This window comes from Parapedobacter composti (genome assembly GCF_900112315.1).
Taxonomy (GTDB): domain Bacteria; phylum Bacteroidota; class Bacteroidia; order Sphingobacteriales; family Sphingobacteriaceae; genus Parapedobacter; species Parapedobacter composti.
Map to the genome: position 1 here is coordinate 128,727 of NZ_FOLL01000011.1, position 25,942 is coordinate 154,668.

Here is a 25,942-nt window from a genome sequence, read left to right on the forward strand (position 1 = left end):
TCAACCATTCTTCGTCCCCTGCGCTCAATAATCCAACCCGAATACCGCTTCTGCAAGCCCGATTTCGTCAGGCGAATAAGGAAGGGTATATGAAAGTCCGAGTTCTTCGATTTTCCGGCCTGTGGAACGGCCTATACAGATGATTTTCTGGCCCGGATCCACCAGGTTGTCCACAAAATAAGCTTCTACATTGGATGGGCTCGTGAAGATCAACACGTCGGCATTGGATTTATCCACATTGGTATCGATGCGGGTTTGGTACACGGGTAAATTGATAATTTTGGTGTCCGGTGTAAGTGACTGCTGGATGGTTTCCAGCGACTCTTTTGCCCGTGGGATCAACACCGTGGTGCCTGAGGCTACTTTGGCAAATTCTGCCGCTATTTCTTCCATGTTGATGCCCAGCCGCTCGCCTGAAAAGTGCGGAGTATGGCCGAATTGCCGTAACATCTCTTCCGAACCCCGGCCGATGACAGCGAATTTCGTGTGCTTACGGAGTCTGGGATTGAGCCGGAAAAAATTCTCAATACCATTTTTGCTGCCGAAGAATACCCAATCCACGTATTTGAGGATGTAAGGATCCAACTTGTTGATGATGGGGAATATTTTGATGAGCGATCGGCCTTCCACAGCGATACCGTGTTTGGCCATGGCCCGGTAGAAGTAGCTGGTTTCTGCCACGTCGCGTGTGATGAAGACATGGCCGGGAAGCTTTCTGCTTTTGTCGAATTTGCTGGCTATCCGTTCTGCCAAGCCATCGGTTCGGACGGCTGAAAGGTAGAGCCTGTCGGGGAATTCTTCATCATTATCCGCTTTGGAAGTCCACACCTCGTAGTTGTCTCCCTGTTTGCGGCAGTAGCAGCCGAGGGGTGCATGGCATCCCGCGTCAAACAAGCGCAGCACCTGCCGTTCCACGGCAATGGTGTCGGCCACATCCGGGTCGTTAATTTCCTGTAACAGTTGGTGCAGCTCTTTATCGCTTTCTCTAATCTGGATGGCCAGCACCCCCTGGGCAGGTGCCGGGATGATTTCAACCGGGGGCAGTTCCTCCACGTGGAAGTCACTCAAATCGGCGCCGATACGTGTGATCCCGGCTTTGGCCAGCATGATGGCATCGTAATTTTCGTCGCGTAGCTTTTCTATGCGGGTCATGACGTTACCTCGCAGGTCATCAAATTCCAGATCGGGCCGCATGGCCAGCAGTTGGGCTTTACGGCGGTTGGACGAGGTGCCTACGATGGCGTTATGCTTCAGCGCGAGCCGCTTCTTGAGGTCCACGCAATCTTTATGGATGATGAGCAGTTCTGACGGATCCTCCCGCGTAGTAACAGCAGCGATGATAAGCCCCGCCGGTTGCGCGCTGGGTAGATCTTTATGTGAATGGACAGCTAAATCAATGGCTCCGTTAAGCAGTTCTTCCTCAAGCTCTTTGGTAAAAAAGCCCTTTCCTTCAAGCTTGTCCAGGCGCAGGTGCTGCACAATATCGCCTTGCGTCTTGATGATTTTTAGCTCTGCCTGTATGCCGATATCCGCCAGTTTATTTTTGACATAATTGGCTTGCCATAGCGCTAATTCGCTGCCACGGGTGCCGATAACCAATGTTCGGTCTATCTTTTGTGTGCGCTGCGCAGCTTTTTTAGTCAAGGGTTCTTGTATTAGCATAAACAAATTTAGCGAATAAATGGATTATTCGGCGGATATATTGCAAGATTGCGGTAAATTAAGGAAATTAACGACGGGCAATGGGGTTATCTGTTCAATTGATGTCAGCGTGGCTGGCTTTGACCAGAATATCCTTGGCCATCACCATGGGCACTTTGATGTATTTCTTCTCCATGTAGTCGATTACCTTTTCCAGCAGCTGCCTGGAGTTGGCATCCAGTGCACTTACTTCGGAGGCAAAAACCTCGTTAAGGGCGAACGAACGTATTTCTTTTACCTTTTGCGGCACTTCCCGCATGGCCAGTTCTACACGCCGTTGCTTAACGATGGGTAGAAACTCGCGGATGTTATTGGCAATGATCTGCTCGGCATGAACCAATTCATCACAGCGTTCCTGAAGGTTCTTCGATGCGATGGCCTGCAGGCTGCTAACTTCGATATAATGCACTGGAAATTGCAGCATTACATCCGGATGTACATCGTTGGGTATAGCCAAATCTACAATGACCTTTTTGTCGGTCTCACCCCGGAGCAAGGATTGGTACAGGGCGGTATCCACAATGGCTTCCGGCGCTCCCGTGCAGGTGATCATCACGTCAAACCCGCCTTGGTAATTCGGCAGTTCACTCAGCGGATAAGCTTTGCCATTCAGTTCCGTGCTCAGTGCCACCGCATTGTCCAACGTGCGGTTAAACACTACAAAATTGGAAAACCGATGTTTTTGCAGATATTTGGCAATGTTTTGATTGGTCTCTCCGGCACCGATGATAAGGATGCGGGGATTGTCGTGCAGTTTGATTTCGCGCAGCTTACGATAAGCCAAGGAAACCACCGAAACCGGATTGCGAGCAATACGGGTGTGCGTGTAAACCTCTTTGGCTGTTTTGACCAGGCGATCCATAACCAACCGCAGGAAATCGCCGGTAAAACCGCTTTTGCGGCAACGTTCATAAGCTTTGCGCACCTGGGCCAGGATTTCTTTCTCGCCCACAACCAGGCTTTCCATAGAGCATGACATGCGCAGCAGGTGGTTGAGCGCGTCAATGCCTTCATACGTGTTTACCTGATTGAGGAAGCACTCCAGCCGTTCGGACGGCACGCAGAAATTGAGCTTATGCATAAACTCCTTGACGAATTCGGCTGTCAGTTCGTGGGGGCCGTAAAAGACAAATTCTACGCGGTTGCAGGTACCGATATAAAAAATTTCAGGGATGTCAAAGCTGTTTTTAAGACTAATCAATCGGCTCTCCAGCTCTTCATTGCAAATCACGAGGCTGCCTAAATCCTTCAGGTCCACAAGCTTGTGGGTGAATGCTATGACTTTGAGATTTTTCAAGGTTGTACTACGCTCACTAATTTCCGGCAACAAAAGTACAACATCTATAGCCTGCCATCTGTCAGAAATGTGTCAAACACAGATATTTAGAATGGATATAAATAAGATAGCGGGTCGGTGAGCTGCCAAACTGTCATCATTCAAAATTTATTACTAACTTTGTAGGCTTATTCAATTACAATGTTTGAGATACCGACAAAAGAGCATGACGAATCGCGGCAAGGCGAAGCGGTGCTACTGGAAAAAGACCCCAAAAAGAGCAACGGACGTAAGCTATATATCGAAAGCTATGGTTGCCAAATGAATTTTTCCGATAGCGAAATCGTTGCGTCCATCCTGCTCGATAAGGGATTTGAAACCACACGTGACTATAAGGAGGCCGACGTGGTGTTTATCAATACCTGTTCCATCCGCGAAAATGCGGAACAACGCGTGCGTAACCGGCTGAAGGAATTTGAGTCGGCCAAGGCCAAGAACCCCGGCATGGTGGTGGGTGTGCTGGGCTGTATGGCCGAGCGGCTGAAATCCAAATTCCTGGAAGAAGAAAAACTGGTAGACGTTGTGGTGGGCCCTGATGCTTACCGTGATCTGCCCAACCTGATCGAAAAGGTGGATGAGGGTTCACGTGCGGTGAACGTATTGCTTTCGCGCGAGGAGACCTATGCAGACATCAATCCCGTACGTCTCAACACGAACGGGGTAACCGCCTTCATTTCTATCATGCGGGGCTGCGATAATATGTGCTCATTCTGCGTGGTGCCGTTTACCAGGGGCCGTGAGCGGAGCCGTGATCCGCAGTCTATCGTCCGGGAGGCACGCGATCTGTTCCATGCCGGATATCGGGAGGTTACCCTGCTGGGGCAAAATGTCGATTCGTATAAATATACGGCGCCGGTTGCTGAAGGTGAGGAGCCCGGCCCCGTGGTTAATTTCGCCGCCTTGCTGGAGATGGTTGCCGGAGTAGACCCGCTGTTGCGTGTGCGCTTCTCTACATCTCATCCCAAGGATATCACCGATGAGGTGTTATATACCATGGCGAAGTACGAAAATATCTGTAAATATATCCACCTGCCTGTGCAGTCTGGTAATTCGCGGATCCTGAAGCTCATGAACCGTACTTACGACCGCGAGTGGTATATGGAACGGGTCGACGCCATCCGCCGGATTATTCCCGATTGCGGTATATCCACCGACATCATTACTGGATTTTGCAGCGAAACAGAAGCGGAGCACCATGACACACTGTCGATGATGGACTATGTGAAATACGATTTTGCGTATATGTTCGCTTATTCGGAGCGCCCCGGCACATTGGCCGCAAAGCGCTACGCTGATGATATACCCGAAGAAATCAAGAAACAAAGGCTTACCGAGGTGGTCGACCGGCAGCGGGAACACAGCTTGGAGCGGTTGCAAACTTATGTAGGGAAGGTTCATAAAGTGCTTATTGAAGGGCTGTCTAAACGCTCTGATACCGATTATTGCGGTCGGAATGATCAAAATACCATGGTGGTGTTCCCTGTTGATGGGCGTTACCGGGTAGGAGATTATGTGCAGGTCTACGTGGATAGGTGTACCTCAGCAACGTTGATTGGAACGATTGTAGATTAGGAGAAGCAACATGGATATCCAGGATATAAAAAACAGATTTGGCATCATCGGCAATTCACCGCTGCTCAACCGGGCGATAGATATCGCCAGGCAGGTTGCGCCGACCGATATATCCGTGCTGGTCACCGGAGAAAGCGGTAGCGGTAAGGAAGTATTTTCGCACATCATTCACCAGCTCAGCGCCCGCAAGCATGGGCCGTTTATTGCCGTAAACTGCGGGGCCATCCCGGAAGGGACGATAGATTCCGAACTGTTCGGTCATGAAAAGGGTTCATTTACAGGTGCGCATGAAGCGCGGAAGGGATATTTCGAAGTGGTAAACGGCGGAACCATCTTTCTGGATGAGGTGGGTGAATTACCCCTTGGTACCCAGGCGCGGTTGTTGCGTGTGCTGGAAACGGGCGAATACATCCGTGTAGGATCCTCCAAGGTACAGAAGACCAACGTACGTGTAATAGCAGCAACCAATGTAGACATCTATGACGCTGTGCAGCAGGGAAAATTCCGTGAAGATCTGTATTACCGGCTCAACACAGTGCCGCTGCGCATCCCGCCGCTGCGCGATCGCAAGGAAGACATTCACCTGCTCTTCCGTAAATTTGTAGCAGATTTCACCGATAAATACCGCAGTCCCAGTGTACAGCTCACCGAAGACGCGCAGCAACTGCTTGTCAGCTATCCATGGCCCGGTAATGTGCGGCAACTGAAAAATATTGCCGAGCAGATTGCCGTCCTGGAAAAAGAGCGGCTGATCGACGCGCGTATCCTGCAGCAATATCTGCCCACGACGGGCAGGAGCACCTTGCCTGTGCATGTCGCACAGGGCGGAAAAGAAGATTTTTCGGAGCGGGACTTGCTTTACAAAGTGCTGTTCGACATGAAGAAAGATATGGTCGAACTGAAGAAACTGGTTGTAGAACTTATCCAGAACGGCGTCAACGCGCGGACGTTTGAAAATAATTCGCCATACATTAATCAGCTGTACAGGGAAGTGGATGGCCCCAACAAAGAACAATTGAACCAGCCGTCTACACTTACCATTCATCACCCGCAGACCGCTGGGCAGCGTGACGATTTTCACTACCATACGCAAGAAGCGGAAGAAGTGGAAGAAGAGTCGCTCTCGCTGGTTGAGAAAGAGTCGGATCTGATAAAAAAGGCGCTGAAGAAACATAAAGGCAAGCGGAAATCCGCTGCACAGGAACTGGGGATATCCGAGCGGACACTATACCGGAAAATAAAAGATTTGAATCTAAACTAACAGCGTAGATGTGATGACAGCGAAAAGATTCTTGGTTGCATTGGCTTCGGCGGTTATCGTATTCATCCAGGCATGCGGCGTTAAATATGGTTTTACCGGAGGTTCCATTCCTGAAGGGATGAAAACCTATACCGTGGAGTTTTTCGAAAATACCGCCCCAATTGTTTATCCAACGCTCAGCCAAAGTTTTACGGAAGCATTAAAAGATCGGATACGTAACCAATCGAGCCTCAGCCAGGTGAGCGCCGATGGCGATGCTATTTTCGAAGGAAGGATTACGGGATACAGCATCACCTCAGCCGCCGTGGAAGCCGGTACTGACCGCGCCGCACTCAACCGGCTGACGATTACGGTAAGTGTCAGGTATACCAACAATATTAAACCCGAGGATAGTTTTGAGCAGCAGTTTAGCCGTTTCAAAGATTTCGCCGGTACGGTACAAAGCCAAGAGGAGGCGCTCATACGGGATATTAATGAAATGCTCACGGAAGATATATTTAACCGGGCATTTGCAAATTGGTAAAGCTGGCAGCGGATTTATTAACTGACAGCTAACTTGGAATATCGAAGATGGTCGGAGAGGAAAATAAAGATTACAAGGCGTTATATAATCAGGCACTGTCTGATTCGACGGGTGTTGACGGCGATATGTTGGCGATGTTGATTGAAAAGTATCCGTATTCCCAGCCGCTGCATTATCTTCGCGTCCGGAAGCAGTTCAAGGAGTACGGCACCTTTGACAGTGAAACCGCTCTGCTGTATGCCGGCTCGGGGGATTGGCTATATGGCCTAATCCTGTCTGACGGGAGTGGTCCGGCTGTCCCGGAACCGGAAGGGGCGACTGGGGATGTACCGTTGACCGGAACAGAACGTGCGGTGGATGAACTCGCCGCTGTTGACATCAGTATTACGAGTGAAGGGCAACCGGCAGAATCAACACCTGCATCGGATGCAGAAACGCATATCACAGACGAAGGCCAGATAGCGGTTTTAATGGCCGATGAACCCACGGCCGACGCCGTGGCAGGCGATGCAGACGACGAGGATTTTCAACAGCCTGCAGACGGCCGTGCAGCGGTGGTGCCGGTTGCGCAGGCCACGCCGCATGAGAAAGTAAGCCTGTATCACGACGAGCACCTGCCGTACAGCTTCCTCTGGTGGCTGAACAAAACGCGCATGGAGCATGCGCATACGTATCAGCCTTATGCACCGCTGAATAGCAGGCCGCCGCACGCATCGCCTGCGACGCTCAAGCTTGACGAAGCCCAGTTGCTGGATCAGCAAATCCGCGAAAATATTTTCCACTTGCAGTCGCCCGAAGAAAAGCTAAGTGATGAACACCGTACAAGGACCGTGTCGTTCCAGATACCCAAGAAGACCGATCCGGTAATTGAGCGCTTTATCCGTGAGGAGCCCCAGATCAAGCCCCCGTCGCCCGATAAGATTGATATGGAAAATAAAGCACGGAAAAGTGCAGAAGACCAATTGACGCTGGTTACAGAGACGTTGGCTAAAATATATGCTGAGCAGGGGCTTTATCCGAAAGCGATAGCTATCTATAAAAAATTAAGTTTGAAATATCCCGAAAAAAGTGCTTACTTTGCTGCCCAAATTGCTGAATTAGAGAATAAATTAAAATAGACGAAGAAAATGCAGACATTACTCATCATATTGATCATTCTGGCAAGCGTGCTGTTGTCTTTTCTGGTGCTTATCCAAAACCCCAAAGGCGGTGGCTTGGCTGCCGGATTTTCTGGCGGTGCCAACCTGATGGGGGTAAAACGTACCGGAGATATCCTGGAAAAGGGCACTTGGATACTTGTTGGTGCAATTATGTTGTTTTCATTGGTGATGAATGTCATGGAGCCATCTGCCGGTTCCGGAGGCAGCGGCTTGTCTGACCGGATTACGCCTACTGCGGCCCCGGCGCCGTCATCTCCATTGGCCCCTGTGGCATCGGATACGGCCCGGGAAGCCCCGGCATCAGTAACAGATACCGCTCAATAATAGCCATCAGTATAGACGGATATAATGGCTCCCTGAAAACCGGGGAGCCATTATGTTTTCTGCCAATTACTGACATCATGACACTCCCGTGGCCGGGGAACCCTCCCGAAGGTTGCCACCAAAATGAAAAATTGGCAACGATAAAGCGAAATGAAAAGTTGGCATAGTTGATGAAGTATGCGAGCTGGAAAAAAATTAAAACACATTAATAATACGTATTAAATAAAATCAATTATGGCATTAAGTATTAAACCTATCGGAGACAGGGTAGTGGTGGAAGCCGCTCCTGCTGAGGAAAAGACCGCGTCTGGTATCTACATTCCGGATACTGCTAAAGAAAAGCCGCAACGTGGAACCGTAGTGGCAGTTGGCGCAGGTAAAGCCGATGAGCCTTTAACTGTAAAGGTAGGCGACCAAGTGTTGTATGGCAAATATGCCGGCACCGAAATCACTTACGAAGGGAAAGAGTACTTAATCATGAAGGAATCCGATATTTATGCCATTGTTTAAGGCATATCGGTAGTAAGCGTATTTTCTCCGTAAGTATTGGGTAACTAAATCTCAAATTATTAACAAACATGGCAAAGCAAGTAAAGTATAATGTGGAAGCACGTGACGCACTCAAGAGGGGTGTAGACACGTTGGCAAATGCAGTGAAGGTAACATTGGGTCCGCGCGGCCGTAATGTCATCATCGAAAAAAAATTCGGGTCACCTTCTATCACTAAAGACGGTGTTACCGTAGCGAAAGAAATTGAATTGAAGGATGCACTTGAGAACATGGGTGCCCAGATGGTTAAAGAAGTTGCTTCCAAAACTGCCGATCAAGCGGGTGACGGAACAACTACCGCTACGGTATTGGCGCAAGCCATCATCGCTCCCGGGTTGAAGAGCGTTGCCGCTGGTGCTAATCCAATGGACTTGAAGCGCGGTATTGACAAAGCCGTTGCTGCTGTGGTAGAAGACCTGCAAAAACAATCCAAAACCGTAGGCGAAGACAATAACAAAATCAAACAAGTAGCCAGCATCTCTGCCAACAACGATGAAGTAATCGGTGCATTGATTGCCGAAGCTATGGAAAAAGTAGGCAAAGACGGTGTAATCACCGTAGAGGAAGCCAAAGGTACTGAAACCGAGGTGAAAACCGTAGAAGGTATGCAGTTTGACCGCGGTTACCTGTCGCCTTACTTTGTGACCAATACAGACAAAATGGAAGCCGAGCTGGAAAGCCCTTACATTCTGATTTACGATAAGAAAATCAGCAACATGAAGGAGTTGCTTCCTATTCTGGAGAAACAAGTACAAACCGGCAAGCCTTTACTGATCATCGCTGAGGATTTGGACGGCGAAGCTTTGGCTACGTTGGTTGTAAACAAAATCCGCGGCTCACTGAAAGTGGCTGCCGTGAAAGCTCCTGGATTCGGCGATCGCCGCAAAGCCATGCTGGAAGATATTGCTATCCTCACCGGTGGCACCGTTATCTCAGAAGAACGTGGCTTCAAATTGGAGAATGCAGACCTTACTTACTTGGGACAGGCCGAGAAAGTGGTTGTGGACAAAGACAATACCACCATCATCAACGGTTCAGGCAATCCTGAGGACATCAAAGGCCGCGTAAACCAAATCAAGGCGCAAATCGAAACCACTACATCCGACTACGACCGCGAAAAACTGCAAGAGCGGTTGGCTAAACTGGCCGGAGGGGTAGCTGTATTGTACGTAGGTGCCGCTACTGAAGTGGAAATGAAAGAGAAAAAAGATCGCGTGGACGATGCGCTGCACGCTACCCGCGCTGCGGTAGAAGAAGGTATCGTTGCCGGCGGTGGTGTAGCCTTTATCCGTGCCGGAGAGGCATTGAAAGACCTCAAAGGTGCCAATGAAGACGAGAACATCGGTATCGACATCGTGCGCCGGGCCATTGAGGAGCCGTTGCGTCAGATCTGCAACAACGCTGGTATCGAAGGTGCCATTGTGGTGCAAAAAGTGAAAGAAGGAGAGGCAGATTTTGGTTACAACGCACGCACAGGGGATTATGAGAACCTGATCGGCGCTGGTGTAATTGACCCGACCAAGGTGTCTCGCGTTGCACTTGAAAACGCAGCTTCTATCGCTTCTATGCTGTTGACTACCGAGTGTGTGTTGGCAGACGAACCGGAAGATGAAAAAGCTGCCGGTGCAGGTGCTCCCCCGATGGGCGGAGGCATGGGCGGAATGATGTAATCATTGCCCTGTCAGGGACTATCATATACGCAAAACCGGTACATCGTTGGATGTACCGGTTTTTTTTACCCCTTTTTCAACTTCTCATTATTTCGGTGCCGGTCGGCATCCCGGATGTTTTTCTTTTCGAGATTTTTGGTGAGTGCATCAGTTAGGTCGATGCCCGTTTGGTTGGCCAGGCATATCAACACAAACAGCACATCGGCCATTTCATCCGCCAGGTTTACTTGTTCATCCGACCTCTTAAAAGATTGCTCACCATATTTACGGGCCATGATGCGGGCCACCTCGCCCACCTCTTCCATCAGGATGGCCGTGTTGGTCAGCTCATTGAAATAACGTATCCCGGTGGTGTTTATCCACTTATCTACTTGTTCCTGTGCTTCTTTGATAGTCATTTTCGGTAAATGGTGGTTAGTGATTGTCTTTGTCTTTCGTATCCATAATGATGGTTACGGGCCCGTCATTGATGAGTGAAATTTTCATGTCGGCGCCGAATTGTCCGGTCGCAATAGGTTTGCCCAAGAGGCCCGTTAGATGGGCTATCATTGTCTCATATACCGGAATGGCATAGGCCGGCTTTGCCGCACGGATAAAGGAAGGGCGGTTACCTTTTTTGGTCTGCGCGAAGAGCGTGAACTGGGAAATCAGCAAGATACCGCCCTGAACATCCTGTATGGATCTATTCATGAGTCCGTTTTCATCACTGAACACTCGCAGGTTGGCTATTTTCTGGGCCAACCAGTTGATGTCTTCATCGCCATCAGCCTCTTCTATACCCAATAAAACCAGAAGTCCATGTCCGATAGCCCCTGTGATATGGCCTTCAACCGTGCAGGAGGCTTCGGATACCCGTTGGATAACCGCCCTCATCTATATCAATAACACGCTTAGTTGCCAATCCGGTATAACCGACCGGCGTCGGTGACCGCGTAGAGCGCTCCATCTTTACCTTGCTGCACATCGCGGAACCGTTGTGCTTCGTTGGTAAGCAGTCGCTCTTCGCCCACCACCTTGTTGTCTTCAATAACCAGCCGCGCAATGTGCACGCCGCTCAGGGCGGCAACGAACAAGTTATTTTCCCATTCGGGGATGGCATTGCCGCTGTAAAATGTCATGCCGCTGGGTGAAATGACCGGATCCCAATAATATACGGGTTGTTCCAGTCCGTCTTGGTGTTGGATAGCGTCGCCAATTTTATCCCCTTTGTATTCGATGCCGTATGTAATAGTGGGCCAACCATAATTCTTGCCGGGTTCGATGCGGTTAATTTCATCACCACCCCGTGGGCCGAATTCATTCTCCCACAAGTCGCCCGTAACCGGATGGAACGCCAGTCCCTGTACGTTGCGGTGGCCATACGAGTATATCTCTGGCCGTGCGTCGTTTCTACCCTCAAAAGGATTTCCCGGAGCCGGTTTGCCTTCGGGTGTGATACGGACGATTTTGCCCAGTGCGGAATTAAGATCCTGTGCTTGGGGGCGGGTAACGATGTCTGAACGTTCACCTGTGCTTACGAAGATGTTCCCTGTCTTGTCAAAGAGCAGGCGTGAACCATAATGCAGGTTGCTTTTATGGGCTGGCGTAGCCCGGTAAATCACCGTTGCGTTCTCGACGGATTTTTCGTCGTCGGCCAATTTGCCTTTGGCAACGGCAGTCTGCGTGCCTTGGGGCGTATCTTCCGAAAACGACCAGTAGACCGTCCGGTTGCTGTTGAAGTCAGGGTCAATGGTAATGCCCAGCAAACCACCCTGGCCCGCGTCATTCACTTTAGGCAGTCCCGTAATGGGAGCGCTTACCGTACCTTCTGGCGTAGCTAACCGCAGGGTACCGCCCTTTTCCGTAATTAAAAGCCTTCCATCGGGCAGTACAGCGATGCCCCATGGCCTGCGCAGATCTTCGCTCAAGACCTTCACGTCATACGGCGTAGTCGTTTTTACGCCCGGTGCGCGCGTCTGTCCCTGAAAGGCCGGTTTATAGTCTGTGTTGGGATCTTTGGTTTCCACCGGTGCATAGGTGGAGTCTGCCGGGCGGTTATCTTGGTTCCCGTTGGGCGTGGATGAATTGCACGAGGAGAACATCAATGCCAGCCCGGCGAATATTCCTGCTGATTTTAACGTATGTTGCATAGTGTTTTTTTCGCTAAAGGTAAACACATTTTTGGGATAATACCAATGGCCGCCGGTTATGTTTTTACAGCCTCACTAAAATCTTACATGGAGTCCCAAAAGAAAATTGGTGGTAGCCTGTGGATAATAGAAATTGTAATCTACCCGATCGGTTTCAGAAAGGTAATAGCCCCAGGTGTAACCGTTAGCTGCATACTTTTCGTTGAACACGTTGTTCACCAACAGCGTGAGCCCTACTTGCTTCAGTTTCCAGAAGGCTGTTTGGTATCCAAGCCGCAGGTGGTTCACGAAAAAACCATCGATACTACGGCTCTTATTCCCGGTATTATCCAAGTATTGCCGAGATACGTATTTGCTCAATAGCGCCAGTTCCACCGCATCCCAGGGGTAGAAGCTGAGTTCGTTTGAAGCTACCCAATCCGGAGAGAACGAAATGTCGGTAGTCTGGTAGAAGTTTTGTACATCGCCCACGACTTCGGTGAAGTCCTTGATTTTGTTCTGGCTATACGCCAGGGTAGCGCCCCAGGTAAACCAGCGTACAGGAGCCCACCTGCCGTCAAACTCTAATCCAATGCGGTAGCTATCGTCCACATTGGTACGCAGGGCAGTCCCTACATCATTGAGTTGCCCGGTAAGCACCAGTTGGTTTTTGTACAGCATGGCATACCCGTTGAGTCCCACATTGAAGCGCGGTGTACGGAGGCGGTAGCCCGCTTCGATGTTATGCAGCCGTTCGGGCTTCGGTGTCTGTCCTACGGGCCAGTCGGTAAAGTCACTGCGCACAGGCTCCTTGTTGGCCATGGCATAGGAAGCATATACATTGCTTGACGTAGACAATTGGTAGGTAAGGCCTGCTTTGGGATTAAAAAAGCCGAATGTTGCATCCTGTGTGATATCACGGAGGTCGTTATCAATACCGGTAATGGCGTAGTCGATATATCGGTATTGGACGTCAGCAAAAAACGACCAATTGTTCAATTGATACAATGCTTTTAGGTACGTGTTGAAGTCTTTTTTGGTGGCATCGCCATCATAATAACGGTGGGCCGTTGTAAACGATCCGCTGGTGGCCGGTGAATACGATGCGGTGCTGAATAATGGGTGCCGTGACCAGACGATGTCGCCATAATGTCCGCCTTTGTATTCGTTGTAAGCTCCGCCCCAGGTCAGTTCTAACCCGTTGGTATTGTCATAGACCAATGAATACGTTGCTCCATAAAAGTGGTTGTCCAGCCACCGTTGCCGTACAAGGTCTGTTGCCGCTACGGTACCTTCGTTCACCTCGATGGGCTGCAGGCCGTAGTCCGCATAAGCGTCATTGTCGCGGAATTGTTCATAATAACCTTTGCCACGGGTATAGTGGAGCGCGGTATTCAAGGTTAGCCTGTTATGAAGCGCTGACGAAAACAGCAGCTGATAATGGGTCTGCTGATAATTATCGGTTTCGTTGTCATACAGGTATTTGTTGTAGCGACGGTCAGCGCGCAGCAGATTTTCGATTTCATATTCCGTGAGTCCATCGTCAGCAGCATACGCGCGCATGGCGTCTACATCACCGGTAAGCCGCGATTCTGGTGTTCCATACCATGCCTGGTAGGTTTTTTCCCTGCCGCCGAACACGTTTGCCCTGAGTAAGCTGTTCCGGCCATGCCAGGCGCCCGAAAGGAAAAACGACTGCAGGTCCGATGCCGCTCTATCGATATACCCGTCGCTTTGGATGCGCGACAAGCGGCCATCAAAGCTGTATTGTCCGTCAATAAGCCCTGTACCCAATCTCAACGTGTTTTTCCATGAATTATACGATCCGAAGGAATTATCCAGCTCCGCATACGCTTCTTCGTTGAGTGTGTTAGTCTGGATATTAAGGCTGGCGCCGAAAGCCCCCGCACCATTGGTGGAGGTTCCTACCCCGCGCTGAATCTGGATATTTTCGATAGAAGAGGCGAAGTCGGGCAGGTTAATGAAAAACGATCCCAAGCTCTCTGCGTCGTTAAGCGGTATGCCGTTAATCGTTACGTTGGTGCGTTGGCCGTCGCTGCCGCGAATGCGCATACTGGTATATCCTATGCCGGCCCCTGCATCGGATGAGATAACAACGCCCGGAGTCTGATCGAGCAGGTAAGGGATATCCTGGCCCAGGTTATTCTTGGCAATATCCGCTTTGCTGACGTTCTTGTAGGTCGTAGCTGTATTTTCGGCCGCCCGCGTGGCCTGTACGACCACTTCATCGGTAAGCAGTGGGGCCCGTTCGAGCGAGAAATGGATGGTTTCATGGACAGGCACTGTTACTTGCCGTGCTTGGGGTGCATAGCCAAGGTGGCTTACCGCAACGGTATATGTGCCCGTATGGATGCCGCGGATGACCGCCTTGCCAGAGGCATCCGTCTGCCCTTGGTAAATGGTGCCGTCGAGTCGTACCGAAACTCCCGGCAGCGGCCTGCCGTCAGCCGTATGGCGCACCTCCACCGTAATGTTTTGCTGCGCCGAGACAATACTCAGATGCGCGAAAAACGCAATTCCTGCGAGTACATGTTTAATCATTTTATTGTTGTAATTTTTTAGTTAAACATTGCTTCCATAAGGGGTTCATGGCAGCGCGACAATTTAACTTTACCTTCCCTACGCCGGCATTATCCGGATCAGGTGCTTGGCGCCGCAGCGCCAATGGGTATAATCTCAGCCTTTGTTCGTGTTTGTCTGCAACAAACAAGGCACCCCTAAATGACGGCCGCAAATGTAGGTGTTTTTTTGATGGCGGGCAAATATGTAGGAAATTTGACATTTTTGTGCCATGGCATTTTCTGACGACATCATTGGTTGGTATGCGCAAAACAAGCGCGACCTTCCCTGGCGGCATACCAAAGATCCTTACGTTATTTGGCTTTCGGAGGTTATCCTGCAGCAGACCCGGGTAGAACAGGGGCTTCCTTATTTTCATCGGTTCCTGCTGCATTATCCGAATGTACAGGCATTTGCCAACGCGCCTGAAGATGAATTGTTGATGCATTGGCAGGGGTTAGGTTATTATTCCAGGGCACGGAACATGCATAAGGCCGCCCGGGCGGTTGTTGCAGAACACGGGGGGGTGTTCCCTTCGCGGTATGCTGATCTGATTAAGCTGAAAGGCATCGGCGAGTATACCGCGGCGGCGATAGCGTCTTTTGCTGCCGATGAGCCGAAGGCGGTGGTGGATGGCAACGTGTTCCGGTTACTGGCCCGGTATTTCGGGATCGATACCCCCATCAATTCAACGAATGGAAAAAAACTTTTTTTCCAATTGGCCGAAGAGTTGCTCGATACAGGGCATCCGGGGCTTTATAACCAAGGGGTGATGGAGTTTGGTGCGCTGCAATGCAGGCCCAAGAATCCTCGCTGCGGCAGTTGTGTACTCAGGTTGGATTGCAGGGCATTAAAGGAAGGTAGGGTGGACCAGTTGCCGGTTAAGCTGAAAGGAAAGGCCAGCCGGAACCGTTATTTCAACTACTTTATAGTGACGGAAGACGACCGGTTGCTAATGAATAAACGGGGCAAGGGCGATATTTGGGAAAATCTGTATGAGCTGCCCTTGATTGAGACGCCGCATGCGGTTACCGTGCAAGAACTTGAAAGCCGTGAAGAGGTCATCGCCTGTTTCGGTGAGCATGCGGCTTTGCAATTGGTTGCGGGCCCGGTAAAACATGTGCTGAGCCATCAAAACCTCTTTGCGCAGTTCGTTGCCGTGGGAGCACCGCAGATCCCCGATGGCAAAAAAATGCCGTGGAATTATGTTTTTATAAAAGATTTAGGTACATTAGCTAAACCGAAGCTTATTTATTCTTTTTTAAGAGATTATGGTTTAAATTATACCTAAATTATTATGTCAGGCATTAACAAAGTTATTTTAGTAGGCCACTTGGGAAAAGATCCGGAAATCCGTCATCTGGAGGGGAACGTCACCGTCGCCAGTTTTCCATTGGCTACTTCGGAAATGTACAACAAAGATGGCCGTAAAGTGGAGCAGACTGAGTGGCATAACATTGTAATGTGGCGAGGTTTGGCCGAGGTGGCGGCCAAATACCTGTTCAAAGGAAAGCTGGTATACGTAGAAGGCAAATTGCGCACGCGCACTTATGAAGACAAAGAGGGTATCCGACGCTATACGACTGAAATAGTGGCTGAGAACTTTACATTGTTGGGCCGCCGGAGTGATTTTGAAACACCCAGCAACCAAGGCAGTTCGGCCAACCAAGAAAGCCCGGCAGAGCAAGCTTCAAAAAAAGCAGCCAATAATAGTGATAGCCAAGTTGATTTCAAGGAAAACGAAGGCGAGGAGGATGCCCTGTTTTAGGAAGGGAAGGCGAGGCGCTGCTCAGAATTTTTCCTATCTTTGGCGTCATGTTGCAAGAGAAAATACAGCAGTATACGGAAGAAATCGAGCGGTTCAACCCACAGTCTTCTGAGGAAGTGGAAGCATTCCGGCTCCGTTTTCTCGTTGCCAAAGGCATCGTGCGGGGCTTGTTTGAAGAATTCAAGTCGGTATCGCCTGATGAAAAGCGTTCATTGGGAAAGGTGTTGAACGAATTTAAGCAGGCAGCCGAGCAGAAATACAAGGCCATGCAGGAGCGGTTTGCTTCGGCAGGGCCGCGCCCTAAGCAGGCAGCGGAAGACCTTACCTTGCCCGGTGAGGGCTTTGTGTTCGGTTCGCGCCACCCATTATCGCTGGTACGCAAAGAAATTGTAGAGATTTTCAAAAAGCTGGGCTTCATCGTGGCCGATGGGCCGGAAATCGAAGACGATTGGCATAACTTTACGGCACTCAACTTCCCGCCCGAACATCCGGCCCGCGACATGCAAGACACCTTTTTCATCAAAAAGCAGGAAGGGAACGACATTGCGCTGCGTACGCATACCTCATCCGTACAGGTGCGGATGATGGAAAACGGAAAGCCGCCTTTCCGCGCCATCATGCCGGGACGGGTATACCGCAATGAGGCCATATCGGCGCGGGCGCATTGCTTTTTCCACCAAGTGGAAGGTTTGTATGTTGATGAAAATGTTTCATTTGCCGATCTCAAGCAAACCTTATATTATTTCGTTCAGGAGTTGTTCGGCGACGGCACGCAAGTGCGTTTCCGCCCTTCGTACTTCCCTTTTACTGAACCTTCGGCAGAGATGGATATTAGTTGTACCATCTGCAAAGGCCAGGGATGTACCCTGTGCAAGAATACGGGGTGGGTAGAAATCCTGGGCTGTGGCATGGTTGACCCGAATGTGCTCGAAAACTGCGGCATTGACAGTGAGCGTTACAGTGGGTTTGCATTTGGCATGGGTATCGAACGCATTACAAATCTCAAATACGAAATAAAAGATTTGCGGTTGTTTTCTGAAAACGATGTGCGTTTTTTGAGCCAGTTTGACGCTGAACTTATTTAAGTAAACGGTGAAGGCTATCGGGTATATCGTAGTGGTAAGCATGCTGTCATTCCCCATGGCCTGCAAGAAAGGCGGATGCAATGTGGTTCCCTACAGGCCGTTTAACACTTCCGTGTCTCTGGTTGAGTTCAGTGAATTACGACTGCCCATGCAACCGGTTGTGTTAGGTGCCGAAAGGGGCGGGGTAGCCGGACTTATTGTGATGCAGATAAGCAACGGTAACTATGTCGCTTATGATCGGTGCAGCACGGTCAATCCGGAACGAATGTGTGCCGTGGAACTGACGGATAGTGGCCCGGTGGCAGCGGATCCCTGCTCGGGCGCAACCTATATCTTAACCAACGGTTCCCCCGCCTCAATTGCGGAATGCCCGTTACGGCCATACCACGCCCGCTTACAGCAGGATATTTTAATAATCTCCAATTGATGGAAGCCGATAAAGTAAAGGAGTCGATAAAGAAAGCTGCCCGCGAGCTCTTCCGGCGCTACGGGTATAAAAAAACCAGCGTCAATGAAATCGCCCGCAGGGCTAAGATTGCCAAAGCTACCATATATAAATATTTCGACAGCAAGGAGCTGGTTTTGCATGCCATTCTGATGGACTATATCCGCGAAAGCGTAGATGACCTGCTGGATAAGTACGGCAAACAAACGGATTTGGAAACCTACCTTGGCTATACCATCCTGCGCGTAAGCCGCCTTACCTATACCATTTGCAACGAGTTTCTGGGATGGGATTTTATCCGCGAGTCAGCCAACGCCCAGGAGTACCTCCGCACGCTGTCTGACGATCTGGAATTCCTTCTGATTAGCTCGTTCATCAACAATACCGAAATCGGCAAAGCCGTGGAGCCGGAGCGGCTTACCTTCCTGATTAAGGCCAGTAAGAGCATTGTATTTTCCTTTGCCTTTACTTCCGTAAGTGAGGCTGATGTGCGGAAGAACTTCGTCTCTTTTCAAAAGGAGATGCTGCCCTATCTGGTAAAGGCAACTGTTGATTAGGTTGTTGGAAAAAACCCGTACCTTTGCACACTTATGAGTAGAAGAAGGATTCCGGAGGAACAACGGGTTATCAGGGACGTAGCCGTGATTGACATTGCCGAAGAGGGGAAGGGCGTGGGTAAGGTAGATGATCTCGTTTTGTTTATTGACAAAGCCATTCCCGGTGATGTAGTAGACGTTGCATTGTTCCGGAAGAAAAAGAACTTTGCCGAGGGCAGGACGCTGCAGCTTAAACAGGCTTCGCCTTACCGCACAATGCCCTTTTGCGAACACTTCGGCACCTGTGGCGGATGCAAGTGGCAACATATGGAGTACCGCGCGCAATTGACGTACAAGCAAAAGAGCGTTGCAAACGCGCTTGAGCGTCTGGGCAAAGTTGATGTGTCTTCGATGGAGCCGATATGGGCTGCACCGCAGACCCAATACTACCGGAATAAACTGGAATATACGTTTTCCAATAAACGGTGGCTCACGGATACCGATCAGCAAGCCGATTTGGAACCCAGTGCATTGGGGTTTCATGTACCTTTGCGGTTTGATAAAATACTGGATATCCGGCACTGCTACCTGCAGGACGATCCATCAAACGCCATCCGCAACAGGCTACGGGATTTTGCCCTTGAAAACAGCATCTCTTTTTATGATCTGCGGTTACACGAAGGAGCGTTGCGTAACCTCATTATCCGTACTGCCTCTACGGGGGAGGTGATGGTCATCGTGGTGTTTGCCTATGCCGATGAAGAAACGGTGCAAAAGACCATGGCTTTTCTCCGCGGTGAGTTTCCGCAAATCACATCCCTGCTCTATATCGTCAATCAAAAGAAAAACGATACCATATTCGATCAAGATATTCATACGTATGCTGGGCGCGACCACATTTTTGAGGAGATGGAAGGTCTGCGCTTCAAGGTGGGCCCCAAGTCGTTTTACCAAACCAATTCTGCCCAGGCCTACGAACTATATAAAATTACCCGCGATTTTGCGGCGTTTACAGGTGATGAACGGGTATACGATTTATATACCGGCGCCGGCACCATCGCTAATTTTATCGCCCGGCACGTGCGCGAAGTTGTTGGCGTGGAATACGTGCCCACGGCCATTGAAGATGCTAAAATCAATTCGTCAATAAACGGCATCAGCAACACCCGGTTCTTTGCCGGAGATATGAAAGACGTACTGACCCGCGACTTTATCGAAGCTCAGGGCAGGCCAGACGTGGTTATCACTGATCCGCCGCGGGCCGGCATGCATCCCGATGTGGTGCGGCGGTTACTTGAAATGGAGGCACCTAAGCTGGTGTATGTGAGTTGCAATGCTGCCACCCAGGCCAGGGACGTGGCGCTACTCAGTGAAAAATACGCTGTCGAGCGGATACGTCCGGTAGACATGTTCCCGCATACGCAGCACGTTGAAAATGTAGTGTTGCTTACATTAAAAAATAAAACATAAGCTGCATGGAAATACAAGACCTTTTATCGGCCCAAGCGGGCGATGACGGGCAGCCAGGGAAGGAAAGCCCGTTGAAGAGCCTTCAGGCAGACCTGGACTTCTACAGCGAATCCATTAAAGAAATTGCCGTGGAAATCATGGCCGAAGGCCTGTCAGCTTATCCTATTTTCATCGCCCACCAGCACGCCGTGAATATCGGTGAACTGATTTTGGATAAGGATGAGCTGGGTACGGCATGGACTATCCATGCCTCTACGTTGGAGGAGTTCGTGGAACGGGGAATCATCAAGGAAGACCGCAAGGCGCACTTCGTCAAACAATATAAGAAGCCCGAAGATTTCATGTGTGTGTTTGTTATCGTGCCGGAAGGAGCGAACTTTGTATTTTACCCTTATAAACGTTAACTGCCGGCGGTAACAAACAACCGGTTTAAACGTTTATTGAGAAAGGGAGTCAAACAAATTATATGGGCGTCTTCATAAAAATAGCGCTGCTTATTTCCGTTGGCCTGCTTCCGCTCTGGTCGCTCGCCCAGGAATCAGGCGCCATCCGGGGTATCGTCGTCGAGGCCGGCACGAGCAAGCGTTTGGGCAGTGTAACCATCGTTAACAAAAAAACGGGGAGAACCACCGCTTCGAACAATCTCGGCACGTTTGAAATCAGCGCTACCGTTGGTGATACCCTCACCGCAAACCTGATGGGATACCAGGCCGTAAGCACGGAGGTGAAGACCCTGAGCGATATTCTCATTGACATGAAGCCAGGCAATATCATGCTGGAGCAGGTGGACGTAACCGGAATGAGCAAAGAAGCGGAACTCCGCGATGCGATGCAGGGTTATCGTAAGCAGGGGGTGTATTTTGATGGGAAGCCTCCGGCGCTGGCTTATGTATTTAACCCTATCACTTCCCTTTACGAACTGTTCGGGCGTACACCGCGGAACGCGCGGAGGTTTCAGAATTATATGCACAGAGAACTGGAAGAAACCGAAGTGGATAAGCTGTTCAGCAGAAGCCGTATCCGTGAGCTGACGGGGCTGGAAGGCGATGATCTGAACAATTTTATGATTTGGTATCGCCCATCCTATGAAAACGTACAGTATTGGGGCGAATACGATATTACCGCATATATCGTTCAATCCTTCAAGCGGTTTGATCGCGACGGTCGGCCGGCGGCACCTCGGCTGCCTAAGCTGCAGGCGGAGCCGCATACGGACAATACGCCTTGAACACGCGGCCATTAATAACCGCGGTTAACGTCATGAGCGGTGCATTATTGTCTGCCGATGGAAATTTGGCACCCCGTTTGCACCGGTTTCTGAAATTAAAGTAAGCGTTATGATAATGAAACGGAAAATAGCCTTATTCGGGCTTTCGGTAGCTACATCGGCCATGCTGTTGAGCAGTTGCGGCACCATCCAGTCGATGAGCAATACCCAAAAAGGAGCGGCCACGGGCGCTGTGGCCGGTGGTGCACTGGGGGCCATCATCGGCAATAAAGCCGGTAACACCGCAGTAGGTGTGCTCGCAGGGGCGGCGCTTGGCGGTGTGGCGGGCGGATTGATAGGCAAGAAGATGGATAAGCAGGCCGCAGAAATTGAACGGACGGTTGCCGGTGCGGAAGTTATCAAGGCAGACGAAGGTATCATCGTTAAGTTTGACTCAGGTATCTTGTTTGACTTTGACAAAACGGAAGTTAAACCAGCCGCCCGCGAAAACATCGGCAAATTAGTTGCGTCGCTCAACCAAGAGCCGGATACCGACATCCTGGTTATCGGGCACACCGACAACAAAGGTACAGACAGTTACAATCAGGGATTGTCTGAACGCAGGGCCAAAGCTGTGCGGGATTATGCCGTGTCTCAGGGATTAGCTGCCCGCCGCATAAAAACGGAAGGACGGAGTTTCCATGAGCCTATCGCTGATAACAGCACTGAAGCTGGCCGCGCACAGAACCGCCGTGTGGAAATTGTTATCGTAGCCAACGAGAAAATGAAGCAAGAGGCATTGAATCAGGCCGGGTCCTAAAAGCGAAAGCTACAGCAGACACCGGAAATGCGGCCATACTGATGTGCCGCATTTTTTATTGCCCCCAAGCGGTAACGACAAGGTGCCTGCTACCGCCCTGATTGCGGTGTTCGCAAAGGTAAATACCTTGCCAGGTACCCAGCGCTAATCTGCCCTGCTGGACGGGGATGGTTACCGAAGCGCCCATCAGTGATGCCTTAATATGGGCAGGCATATCGTCGGCCCCCTCATAGTCATGCCGGTAATCAGGGTCGTTTTCCGGTACCGCCTTGTTAAAGTAGGTTTCAAAGTCCATGCGCACGGTTGGGTCGGCGTTTTCATTGACGGTGAGTGATGCCGACGTATGCTGGATAAAAATATGGCACATTCCAGTTTTCCAATGGCGGATGCCTTGGAGGCAGTCGTTAAGCTCATCGGTGATAAGGTGGTATCCCCGCGGCCGTGCCCGCAGCACGAGGTTTTGCTGAAAAATTTCCATAGCAAACGCAAGTTAAGGATTTATCGAAAATTTTAAAAGCTACCTTTGCACCATGGCCGGTGTTTATTTCCACATCCCTTTCTGCAAGCAGGCATGTCATTACTGCGATTTCCACTTCAGCACGTCGCTGAGCTACCGCGAAGGCATGATGCAAGCGCTGCTGAAGGAGACCGCCATGCGTGTGGCTTACCTGGGCGGGGAGCCCGTGGAAAGCATTTACTTCGGGGGCGGTACGCCGTCTGTGCTGGCGGCCGATGATATCCAGCGGCTGGTGGACGGTGTTACCTCCCGGTTCGACGTAACGCCCGGTGCGGAGGTTACGCTTGAGGCGAATCCCGATGACCTGAACGCGGCGAAGGTGGATGCCTTGAAGAGCACGCCTGTCAACCGGTTCAGCATCGGTGTCCAGTCTTTTTTCGATGACGACCTTCGTTGGATGAACCGCGCTCATCGTGCGGAAGAGGCTGCTGCAGCTATTAAGCGCGTACAGGATGCGGGCTTTACCAACATCACGGTGGATTTGATTTATGGATATCCGCTGCTTACCGACGAGAAATGGCACTGGAATATACAGCAATTGCTGGCATACAGCATTCCGCACATTTCGGCATATAGCATGACCGTTGAACCGCGTACGGCGCTGGCTTCGTTCATCGAGAAGAACAAGCAGGAGCCGATGGATGATGAACACAGCGCCACCCAGTTTGAACACTTGATGGATGTCCTTGAGATGGCGGGCTATGAGCACTATGAGTTGTCCAATTTCGCTAAGCCGGGATGTTATGCCGTGCACAACAGCAATTATTGGCGCGGCAGATTATACTTGGGCATCGGGCCGTCGGCCCACTCTTACGATGGCAGTAGCCGGCAGTGGAATGTACGTAACAACGCCCGCTATATCCGTGCTTTGCAAGCAGGTACGTTGCCGTACGAACGGGAGGTGCTTACCGAAGAAAACCGGTTAAACGAATACATCATGACCGCGTTGCGTACGGCATGGGGGGTAGATCTGGATCATGTTGCCGAACGGTTCGGCAGGGCCCGCGCAGGTGCATTGCGATTGGCTTTGCAACCATTCGTGTCCAATGGCGATGTAATTCTTACGGACGCGGTGGTCACGCTTAGCCGGAAAGGCAAGTTGATGGCCGACCATATCGCTGCGGAATTATTCGTCGGTTAGGCCGCCTTTAAGCCATAAATATGTATATTCGTGCCCGGACACATCGAGCGGTTATGTCACGAAAACGTATTCTCATCACCGGCGCTGCGGGTTTTCTGGGATCCCACCTATGCGACCGCTTCATAAAAGAAGATTACCACGTTATCGGGATGGACAACCTGATTACGGGCGACCTCCGCAATATTGAACATCTGTTCAGGCTGGAAAATTTCGAGTTTTATAAACACGATGTTTCCACATTCGTGCATGTGCCCGGCAAACTGGATTACATTCTGCACTTTGCTTCGCCCGCGAGCCCGATTGATTACCTTAAAATACCTATCCAGACATTGAAAGTCGGTTCTCTGGGCACCCATCACCTGCTGGGTCTGGCCAGGGCCAAGAAAGCGCGCATATTAGTGGCGTCAACTTCCGAAGTTTACGGCGATCCTACGGTGAGCCCCCAGCCGGAAACGTATTGGGGCAACGTGAATCCCGTGGGGCCGCGAGGGGTATACGACGAAGCCAAGCGTTTCCAGGAAGCTATCACCATGGCTTACCATACCTTCCACGGCTTGGAAACGCGCATTGTACGCATTTTCAATACCTATGGTCCGCGGATGCGGCTCAACGATGGGCGGGTGTTACCCGCTTTTATCGGGCAGGCGTTGCGCGGTGAAGACCTCACGGTATTCGGGGATGGTTCGCAAACTCGATCGTTCTGTTATGTTGATGACCAAGTGGAGGGCATTTACCGCCTGCTCTTAAGTAATTATCCCTATCCGGTAAACATCGGCAACCCCGATGAGATTACCATTAAACAGTTTGGTGAAGAAATCATCAAACTTACGGGTACCAGGCAGAAGCTGGTCTATAAAGCATTGCCAGCTGATGACCCCAAGCAGCGGCGGCCCGACATCACTAAGGCTAAGGAACTGTTGGGCTGGGAGCCGAAGGTTGGGCGGGAAGAAGGGCTGCGCCTTACCTACGAATATTTCAGGTCGCTGCCGGACAAGGAGATTAGACACAAGGATTTTACGTATTATAACAATAAATAAATGAGCAAAATTTTAGTTACCGGCGGCACAGGTTACATCGGTTCGCATACGGTTGTCGAGCTGCAGCAAGCGGGCTATACCCCTATAATCGTAGACAACCTGGTTAATTCAAACGCGGGGGTGTTAGGTCAGTTGGAAAAGATTACAGGTGTTAAGCCGGAATTCCATGATTTTGATCTCTGTGACGAGGCCAAAGTAAATCGGTTTGCCGCAGAGCACGCCGACGTAACCGGTATCATCCATTTTGCGGCATATAAGGCCGTAGGAGAGTCTGTCCAGCAGCCGCTCAAATATTACCATAACAATTTTTTCTCGCTGATAAACCTGCTCAACGCTTATGCTGATAAGCCCGTGAATTTTGTGTTTTCGTCAAGTTGCACGGTATATGGCCAGCCTGACCAACTACCCGTCACAGAAGCAGCGCCGGTGAAAATGGCAGAGTCGCCTTATGGTAATACAAAACAAGTATCGGAAGAGATTTTGTCTGAAACGGCCGCTGCCTTCAGCAACTACAACATCATTTCGCTTCGGTATTTTAATCCGGTGGGAGCTCATGAGAGCGGATTGATAGGCGAACTTCCGTTGGGAATACCCCAAAATCTCGTGCCGTTCATCACGCAGAGTGCCATTGGCAGGAGGGGCCCCATCACGGTGTTCGGTAACGACTATAATACGCCGGACGGTTCGGCCATCCGCGACTATATCCATGTGGTGGATTTGGCCAAAGCGCATGTGGCTGCCATCCGGTTGTTGGAAAAAGGCAACCCCAACGGCAATTACGATGTATTCAATGTGGGAACGGGCCGGGGATACTCCGTTTTGGAGGTCATCAAGGCATTTGAGGAATCAACAGGCGTGAAACTCAGCTATCAGGTGGGGCCGCGGCGTGCTGGTGACATTGAGCAGGTATGGGGCAACGTGTCCAAAGCCGAAAAAGAACTGGGCTGGAAAGCCGAGTTGGGCATTACCGAAATGATGCGCTCCGCCTGGAAATGGGAGCAATACCTAAAGGATAACCCGTTGAGAGGATAACACCATGAAAAAAATTATCATTACGGGAGGTGCGGGTTTCATCGGTTCACATGTGGTACGCCGTTTCGTGACCACTTATCCCGGATACGAAATCATCAAC

The 25,942-nt window shown here is 50.5% G+C and carries 27 protein-coding genes; 20 read left to right on the forward strand and 7 right to left on the reverse strand.

Annotated elements, in window-relative coordinates; translation table 11 throughout:
- Positions 1 to 24: 24 nt before the first annotated feature.
- Together hemC and hemA are read right to left on the reverse strand one after the other, a co-directional pair.
- Positions 25 to 1,611: a hydroxymethylbilane synthase gene (gene hemC / locus BM030_RS12555; protein WP_090973978.1), complete on the reverse strand. Its 1,587-nt coding sequence runs from the start codon at positions 1,609 to 1,611 to the stop codon at positions 25 to 27.
- 145 nt (positions 1,612 to 1,756) lie between these two features.
- Positions 1,757 to 2,998: a glutamyl-tRNA reductase gene (gene hemA, locus BM030_RS12560; RefSeq protein WP_090973947.1), complete on the reverse strand. Its 1,242-nt coding sequence runs from the start codon at positions 2,996 to 2,998 to the stop codon at positions 1,757 to 1,759.
- Between the two features lie 180 nt (positions 2,999 to 3,178).
- Here hemA and miaB point away from each other — a divergent pair, with 180 nt between their 5' ends.
- The 7 genes from miaB to groL all read left to right on the forward strand — a co-directional run bounded on the left by miaB (position 3,179) and on the right by groL (position 10,096).
- On the forward strand, positions 3,179 to 4,609 hold the full coding sequence (gene miaB, locus BM030_RS12565; protein WP_090973948.1) for a tRNA (N6-isopentenyl adenosine(37)-C2)-methylthiotransferase MiaB: 1,431 nt from the start codon (positions 3,179 to 3,181) through the stop codon (positions 4,607 to 4,609).
- A 10-nt stretch (positions 4,610 to 4,619) separates the two neighbouring features.
- Complete coding sequence (locus BM030_RS12570; protein WP_090973949.1) at positions 4,620 to 5,870, forward strand: sigma 54-interacting transcriptional regulator; 1,251 nt, start codon at positions 4,620 to 4,622, stop codon at positions 5,868 to 5,870.
- A gap of 13 nt (positions 5,871 to 5,883) precedes the next feature.
- Entirely contained in the window at positions 5,884 to 6,393 is a 510-nt protein-coding gene (locus tag BM030_RS12575; RefSeq protein ID WP_090973950.1) for an LptE family protein, read from the forward strand.
- Positions 6,394 to 6,440: 47 nt separating this feature from the next.
- On the forward strand, positions 6,441 to 7,511 hold the full coding sequence (locus tag BM030_RS12580) for a hypothetical protein (protein WP_090973951.1): 1,071 nt from the start codon (positions 6,441 to 6,443) through the stop codon (positions 7,509 to 7,511).
- A 9-nt stretch (positions 7,512 to 7,520) separates the two neighbouring features.
- Positions 7,521 to 7,877 carry a preprotein translocase subunit SecG gene (gene secG, locus BM030_RS12585; protein WP_090973952.1) on the forward strand — a complete coding sequence of 119 codons (357 nt, stop codon included), beginning with the start codon at positions 7,521 to 7,523 and terminating at the stop codon, positions 7,875 to 7,877.
- A 234-nt stretch (positions 7,878 to 8,111) separates the two neighbouring features.
- Positions 8,112 to 8,387 (forward strand): co-chaperone GroES, encoded by a 276-nt coding sequence (groES, locus tag BM030_RS12590; RefSeq protein WP_090973953.1) that lies wholly within the window; start codon positions 8,112 to 8,114, stop codon positions 8,385 to 8,387.
- 68 nt (positions 8,388 to 8,455) lie between these two features.
- Positions 8,456 to 10,096, forward strand: coding sequence for a chaperonin GroEL (groL, locus tag BM030_RS12595; RefSeq protein ID WP_090973954.1), 1,641 nt, complete (start codon positions 8,456 to 8,458; stop codon positions 10,094 to 10,096).
- Positions 10,097 to 10,161: 65 nt separating this feature from the next.
- Here the strand turns inward: groL and BM030_RS12600 are convergent, their stop codons facing one another.
- The 4 genes from BM030_RS12600 to BM030_RS12615 form a co-directional block, all read right to left on the reverse strand.
- A complete protein-coding gene (locus BM030_RS12600; RefSeq protein ID WP_090973955.1) occupies positions 10,162 to 10,494 on the reverse strand; it encodes a nucleotide pyrophosphohydrolase in 333 nt (110 codons plus the stop codon).
- A gap of 16 nt (positions 10,495 to 10,510) precedes the next feature.
- A complete protein-coding gene (gene dtd / locus BM030_RS12605; RefSeq protein ID WP_090973956.1) occupies positions 10,511 to 10,969 on the reverse strand; it encodes a D-aminoacyl-tRNA deacylase in 459 nt (152 codons plus the stop codon).
- A gap of 17 nt (positions 10,970 to 10,986) precedes the next feature.
- A complete protein-coding gene (locus tag BM030_RS12610; RefSeq protein WP_090973957.1) occupies positions 10,987 to 12,225 on the reverse strand; it encodes a PQQ-dependent sugar dehydrogenase in 1,239 nt (412 codons plus the stop codon).
- 75 nt (positions 12,226 to 12,300) lie between these two features.
- The gene (locus tag BM030_RS12615; RefSeq protein WP_090973958.1) at positions 12,301 to 14,766 is read right to left on the reverse strand and encodes a TonB-dependent receptor; all 2,466 of its coding nucleotides are present in this window, start codon (positions 14,764 to 14,766) and stop codon (positions 12,301 to 12,303) included.
- 250 nt (positions 14,767 to 15,016) lie between these two features.
- On the opposite strand from BM030_RS12615, the gene mutY reads away from it, so the two are divergent.
- The 9 genes from mutY (at position 15,017) to BM030_RS12660 (ending at position 22,115) form a co-directional block, all read left to right on the forward strand.
- Positions 15,017 to 16,075: an A/G-specific adenine glycosylase gene (gene mutY, locus BM030_RS12620; protein WP_090973959.1), complete on the forward strand. Its 1,059-nt coding sequence runs from the start codon at positions 15,017 to 15,019 to the stop codon at positions 16,073 to 16,075.
- 6 nt (positions 16,076 to 16,081) lie between these two features.
- Entirely contained in the window at positions 16,082 to 16,552 is a 471-nt protein-coding gene (locus BM030_RS12625; RefSeq protein ID WP_090973960.1) for a single-stranded DNA-binding protein, read from the forward strand.
- A gap of 47 nt (positions 16,553 to 16,599) precedes the next feature.
- Positions 16,600 to 17,637 carry a phenylalanine--tRNA ligase subunit alpha gene (gene pheS / locus BM030_RS12630; protein ID WP_090973961.1) on the forward strand — a complete coding sequence of 346 codons (1,038 nt, stop codon included), beginning with the start codon at positions 16,600 to 16,602 and terminating at the stop codon, positions 17,635 to 17,637.
- Positions 17,638 to 17,644: 7 nt separating this feature from the next.
- Complete coding sequence (locus BM030_RS12635) at positions 17,645 to 18,064, forward strand: hypothetical protein (RefSeq protein WP_090973962.1); 420 nt, start codon at positions 17,645 to 17,647, stop codon at positions 18,062 to 18,064.
- Complete coding sequence (locus BM030_RS12640) at positions 18,064 to 18,639, forward strand: TetR/AcrR family transcriptional regulator (protein WP_090973963.1); 576 nt, start codon at positions 18,064 to 18,066, stop codon at positions 18,637 to 18,639. The genes BM030_RS12635 and BM030_RS12640 overlap by 1 nt, the downstream gene beginning before the upstream one ends.
- A gap of 33 nt (positions 18,640 to 18,672) precedes the next feature.
- Entirely contained in the window at positions 18,673 to 20,088 is a 1,416-nt protein-coding gene (gene rlmD / locus BM030_RS12645) for a 23S rRNA (uracil(1939)-C(5))-methyltransferase RlmD (RefSeq protein WP_090973964.1), read from the forward strand.
- Positions 20,089 to 20,093: 5 nt separating this feature from the next.
- Complete coding sequence (locus tag BM030_RS12650) at positions 20,094 to 20,492, forward strand: hypothetical protein (protein WP_090973965.1); 399 nt, start codon at positions 20,094 to 20,096, stop codon at positions 20,490 to 20,492.
- Positions 20,493 to 20,554: 62 nt separating this feature from the next.
- Positions 20,555 to 21,316, forward strand: a complete 762-nt coding sequence (locus BM030_RS12655; RefSeq protein WP_090973966.1) for a carboxypeptidase-like regulatory domain-containing protein — start codon at positions 20,555 to 20,557, stop codon at positions 21,314 to 21,316.
- A 115-nt stretch (positions 21,317 to 21,431) separates the two neighbouring features.
- Positions 21,432 to 22,115: a YiaD family glycine zipper/OmpA-like lipoprotein gene (locus tag BM030_RS12660; RefSeq protein WP_397235773.1), complete on the forward strand. Its 684-nt coding sequence runs from the start codon at positions 21,432 to 21,434 to the stop codon at positions 22,113 to 22,115.
- 55 nt (positions 22,116 to 22,170) lie between these two features.
- Here the strand turns inward: BM030_RS12660 and BM030_RS12665 are convergent, their stop codons facing one another.
- A complete protein-coding gene (locus BM030_RS12665) occupies positions 22,171 to 22,593 on the reverse strand; it encodes a secondary thiamine-phosphate synthase enzyme YjbQ (RefSeq protein ID WP_090973968.1) in 423 nt (140 codons plus the stop codon).
- Between the two features lie 52 nt (positions 22,594 to 22,645).
- Between BM030_RS12665 and hemW the strand changes: the two genes are divergently transcribed.
- The 4 genes from hemW to BM030_RS20220 all read left to right on the forward strand — a co-directional run.
- A complete protein-coding gene (gene hemW, locus BM030_RS12670; RefSeq protein WP_090973969.1) occupies positions 22,646 to 23,773 on the forward strand; it encodes a radical SAM family heme chaperone HemW in 1,128 nt (375 codons plus the stop codon).
- Positions 23,774 to 23,826: 53 nt separating this feature from the next.
- Entirely contained in the window at positions 23,827 to 24,810 is a 984-nt protein-coding gene (locus BM030_RS12675; RefSeq protein ID WP_090973970.1) for a UDP-glucuronic acid decarboxylase family protein, read from the forward strand.
- Positions 24,811 to 25,842 carry a UDP-glucose 4-epimerase GalE gene (gene galE / locus BM030_RS12680; protein WP_090973971.1) on the forward strand — a complete coding sequence of 344 codons (1,032 nt, stop codon included), beginning with the start codon at positions 24,811 to 24,813 and terminating at the stop codon, positions 25,840 to 25,842.
- Positions 25,843 to 25,846: 4 nt separating this feature from the next.
- Positions 25,847 to 25,942, forward strand: a 96-nt coding sequence (locus BM030_RS20220) for an NAD-dependent epimerase/dehydratase family protein (protein ID WP_139215890.1), incomplete at its 3' end; no start/stop codon positions are given.

Bases quoted from the DNA above. Each gene is read 5' to 3' on its own strand.
- groL (WP_090973954.1), top strand. From the start codon at position 8,456: ATGGCAAAGCAAGTAAAGTATAATGTGGAAGCACGTGACGCACTCAAG.
- pheS (WP_090973961.1), top strand. From the start codon at position 16,600: ATGTTGCAAGAGAAAATACAGCAGTATACGGAAGAAATCGAGCGGTTC.
- BM030_RS12650 (WP_090973965.1), top strand. From the start codon at position 20,094: ATGGAAATACAAGACCTTTTATCGGCCCAAGCGGGCGATGACGGGCAG.
- mutY (WP_090973959.1), top strand. From the start codon at position 15,017: ATGGCATTTTCTGACGACATCATTGGTTGGTATGCGCAAAACAAGCGC.
- BM030_RS12575 (WP_090973950.1), top strand. From the start codon at position 5,884: ATGACAGCGAAAAGATTCTTGGTTGCATTGGCTTCGGCGGTTATCGTA.
- BM030_RS12610 (WP_090973957.1), bottom strand. From the start codon at position 12,225: ATGCAACATACGTTAAAATCAGCAGGAATATTCGCCGGGCTGGCATTG.
- BM030_RS12615 (WP_090973958.1), bottom strand. From the start codon at position 14,766: ATGATTAAACATGTACTCGCAGGAATTGCGTTTTTCGCGCATCTGAGT.
- rlmD (WP_090973964.1), top strand. From the start codon at position 18,673: ATGAGTAGAAGAAGGATTCCGGAGGAACAACGGGTTATCAGGGACGTA.
- miaB (WP_090973948.1), top strand. From the start codon at position 3,179: ATGTTTGAGATACCGACAAAAGAGCATGACGAATCGCGGCAAGGCGAA.
- secG (WP_090973952.1), top strand. From the start codon at position 7,521: ATGCAGACATTACTCATCATATTGATCATTCTGGCAAGCGTGCTGTTG.
- BM030_RS12660 (WP_397235773.1), top strand. From the start codon at position 21,432: ATGAAACGGAAAATAGCCTTATTCGGGCTTTCGGTAGCTACATCGGCC.
- BM030_RS12580 (WP_090973951.1), top strand. From the start codon at position 6,441: ATGGTCGGAGAGGAAAATAAAGATTACAAGGCGTTATATAATCAGGCA.
- BM030_RS12655 (WP_090973966.1), top strand. From the start codon at position 20,555: ATGGGCGTCTTCATAAAAATAGCGCTGCTTATTTCCGTTGGCCTGCTT.
- dtd (WP_090973956.1), bottom strand. From the start codon at position 10,969: ATGAGGGCGGTTATCCAACGGGTATCCGAAGCCTCCTGCACGGTTGAA.
- BM030_RS12600 (WP_090973955.1), bottom strand. From the start codon at position 10,494: ATGACTATCAAAGAAGCACAGGAACAAGTAGATAAGTGGATAAACACC.
- hemW (WP_090973969.1), top strand. From the start codon at position 22,646: ATGGCCGGTGTTTATTTCCACATCCCTTTCTGCAAGCAGGCATGTCAT.
- BM030_RS12570 (WP_090973949.1), top strand. From the start codon at position 4,620: ATGGATATCCAGGATATAAAAAACAGATTTGGCATCATCGGCAATTCA.
- BM030_RS12675 (WP_090973970.1), top strand. From the start codon at position 23,827: ATGTCACGAAAACGTATTCTCATCACCGGCGCTGCGGGTTTTCTGGGA.
- groES (WP_090973953.1), top strand. From the start codon at position 8,112: ATGGCATTAAGTATTAAACCTATCGGAGACAGGGTAGTGGTGGAAGCC.
- BM030_RS12625 (WP_090973960.1), top strand. From the start codon at position 16,082: ATGTCAGGCATTAACAAAGTTATTTTAGTAGGCCACTTGGGAAAAGAT.
- galE (WP_090973971.1), top strand. From the start codon at position 24,811: ATGAGCAAAATTTTAGTTACCGGCGGCACAGGTTACATCGGTTCGCAT.
- BM030_RS12640 (WP_090973963.1), top strand. From the start codon at position 18,064: ATGGAAGCCGATAAAGTAAAGGAGTCGATAAAGAAAGCTGCCCGCGAG.
- BM030_RS12665 (WP_090973968.1), bottom strand. From the start codon at position 22,593: ATGGAAATTTTTCAGCAAAACCTCGTGCTGCGGGCACGGCCGCGGGGA.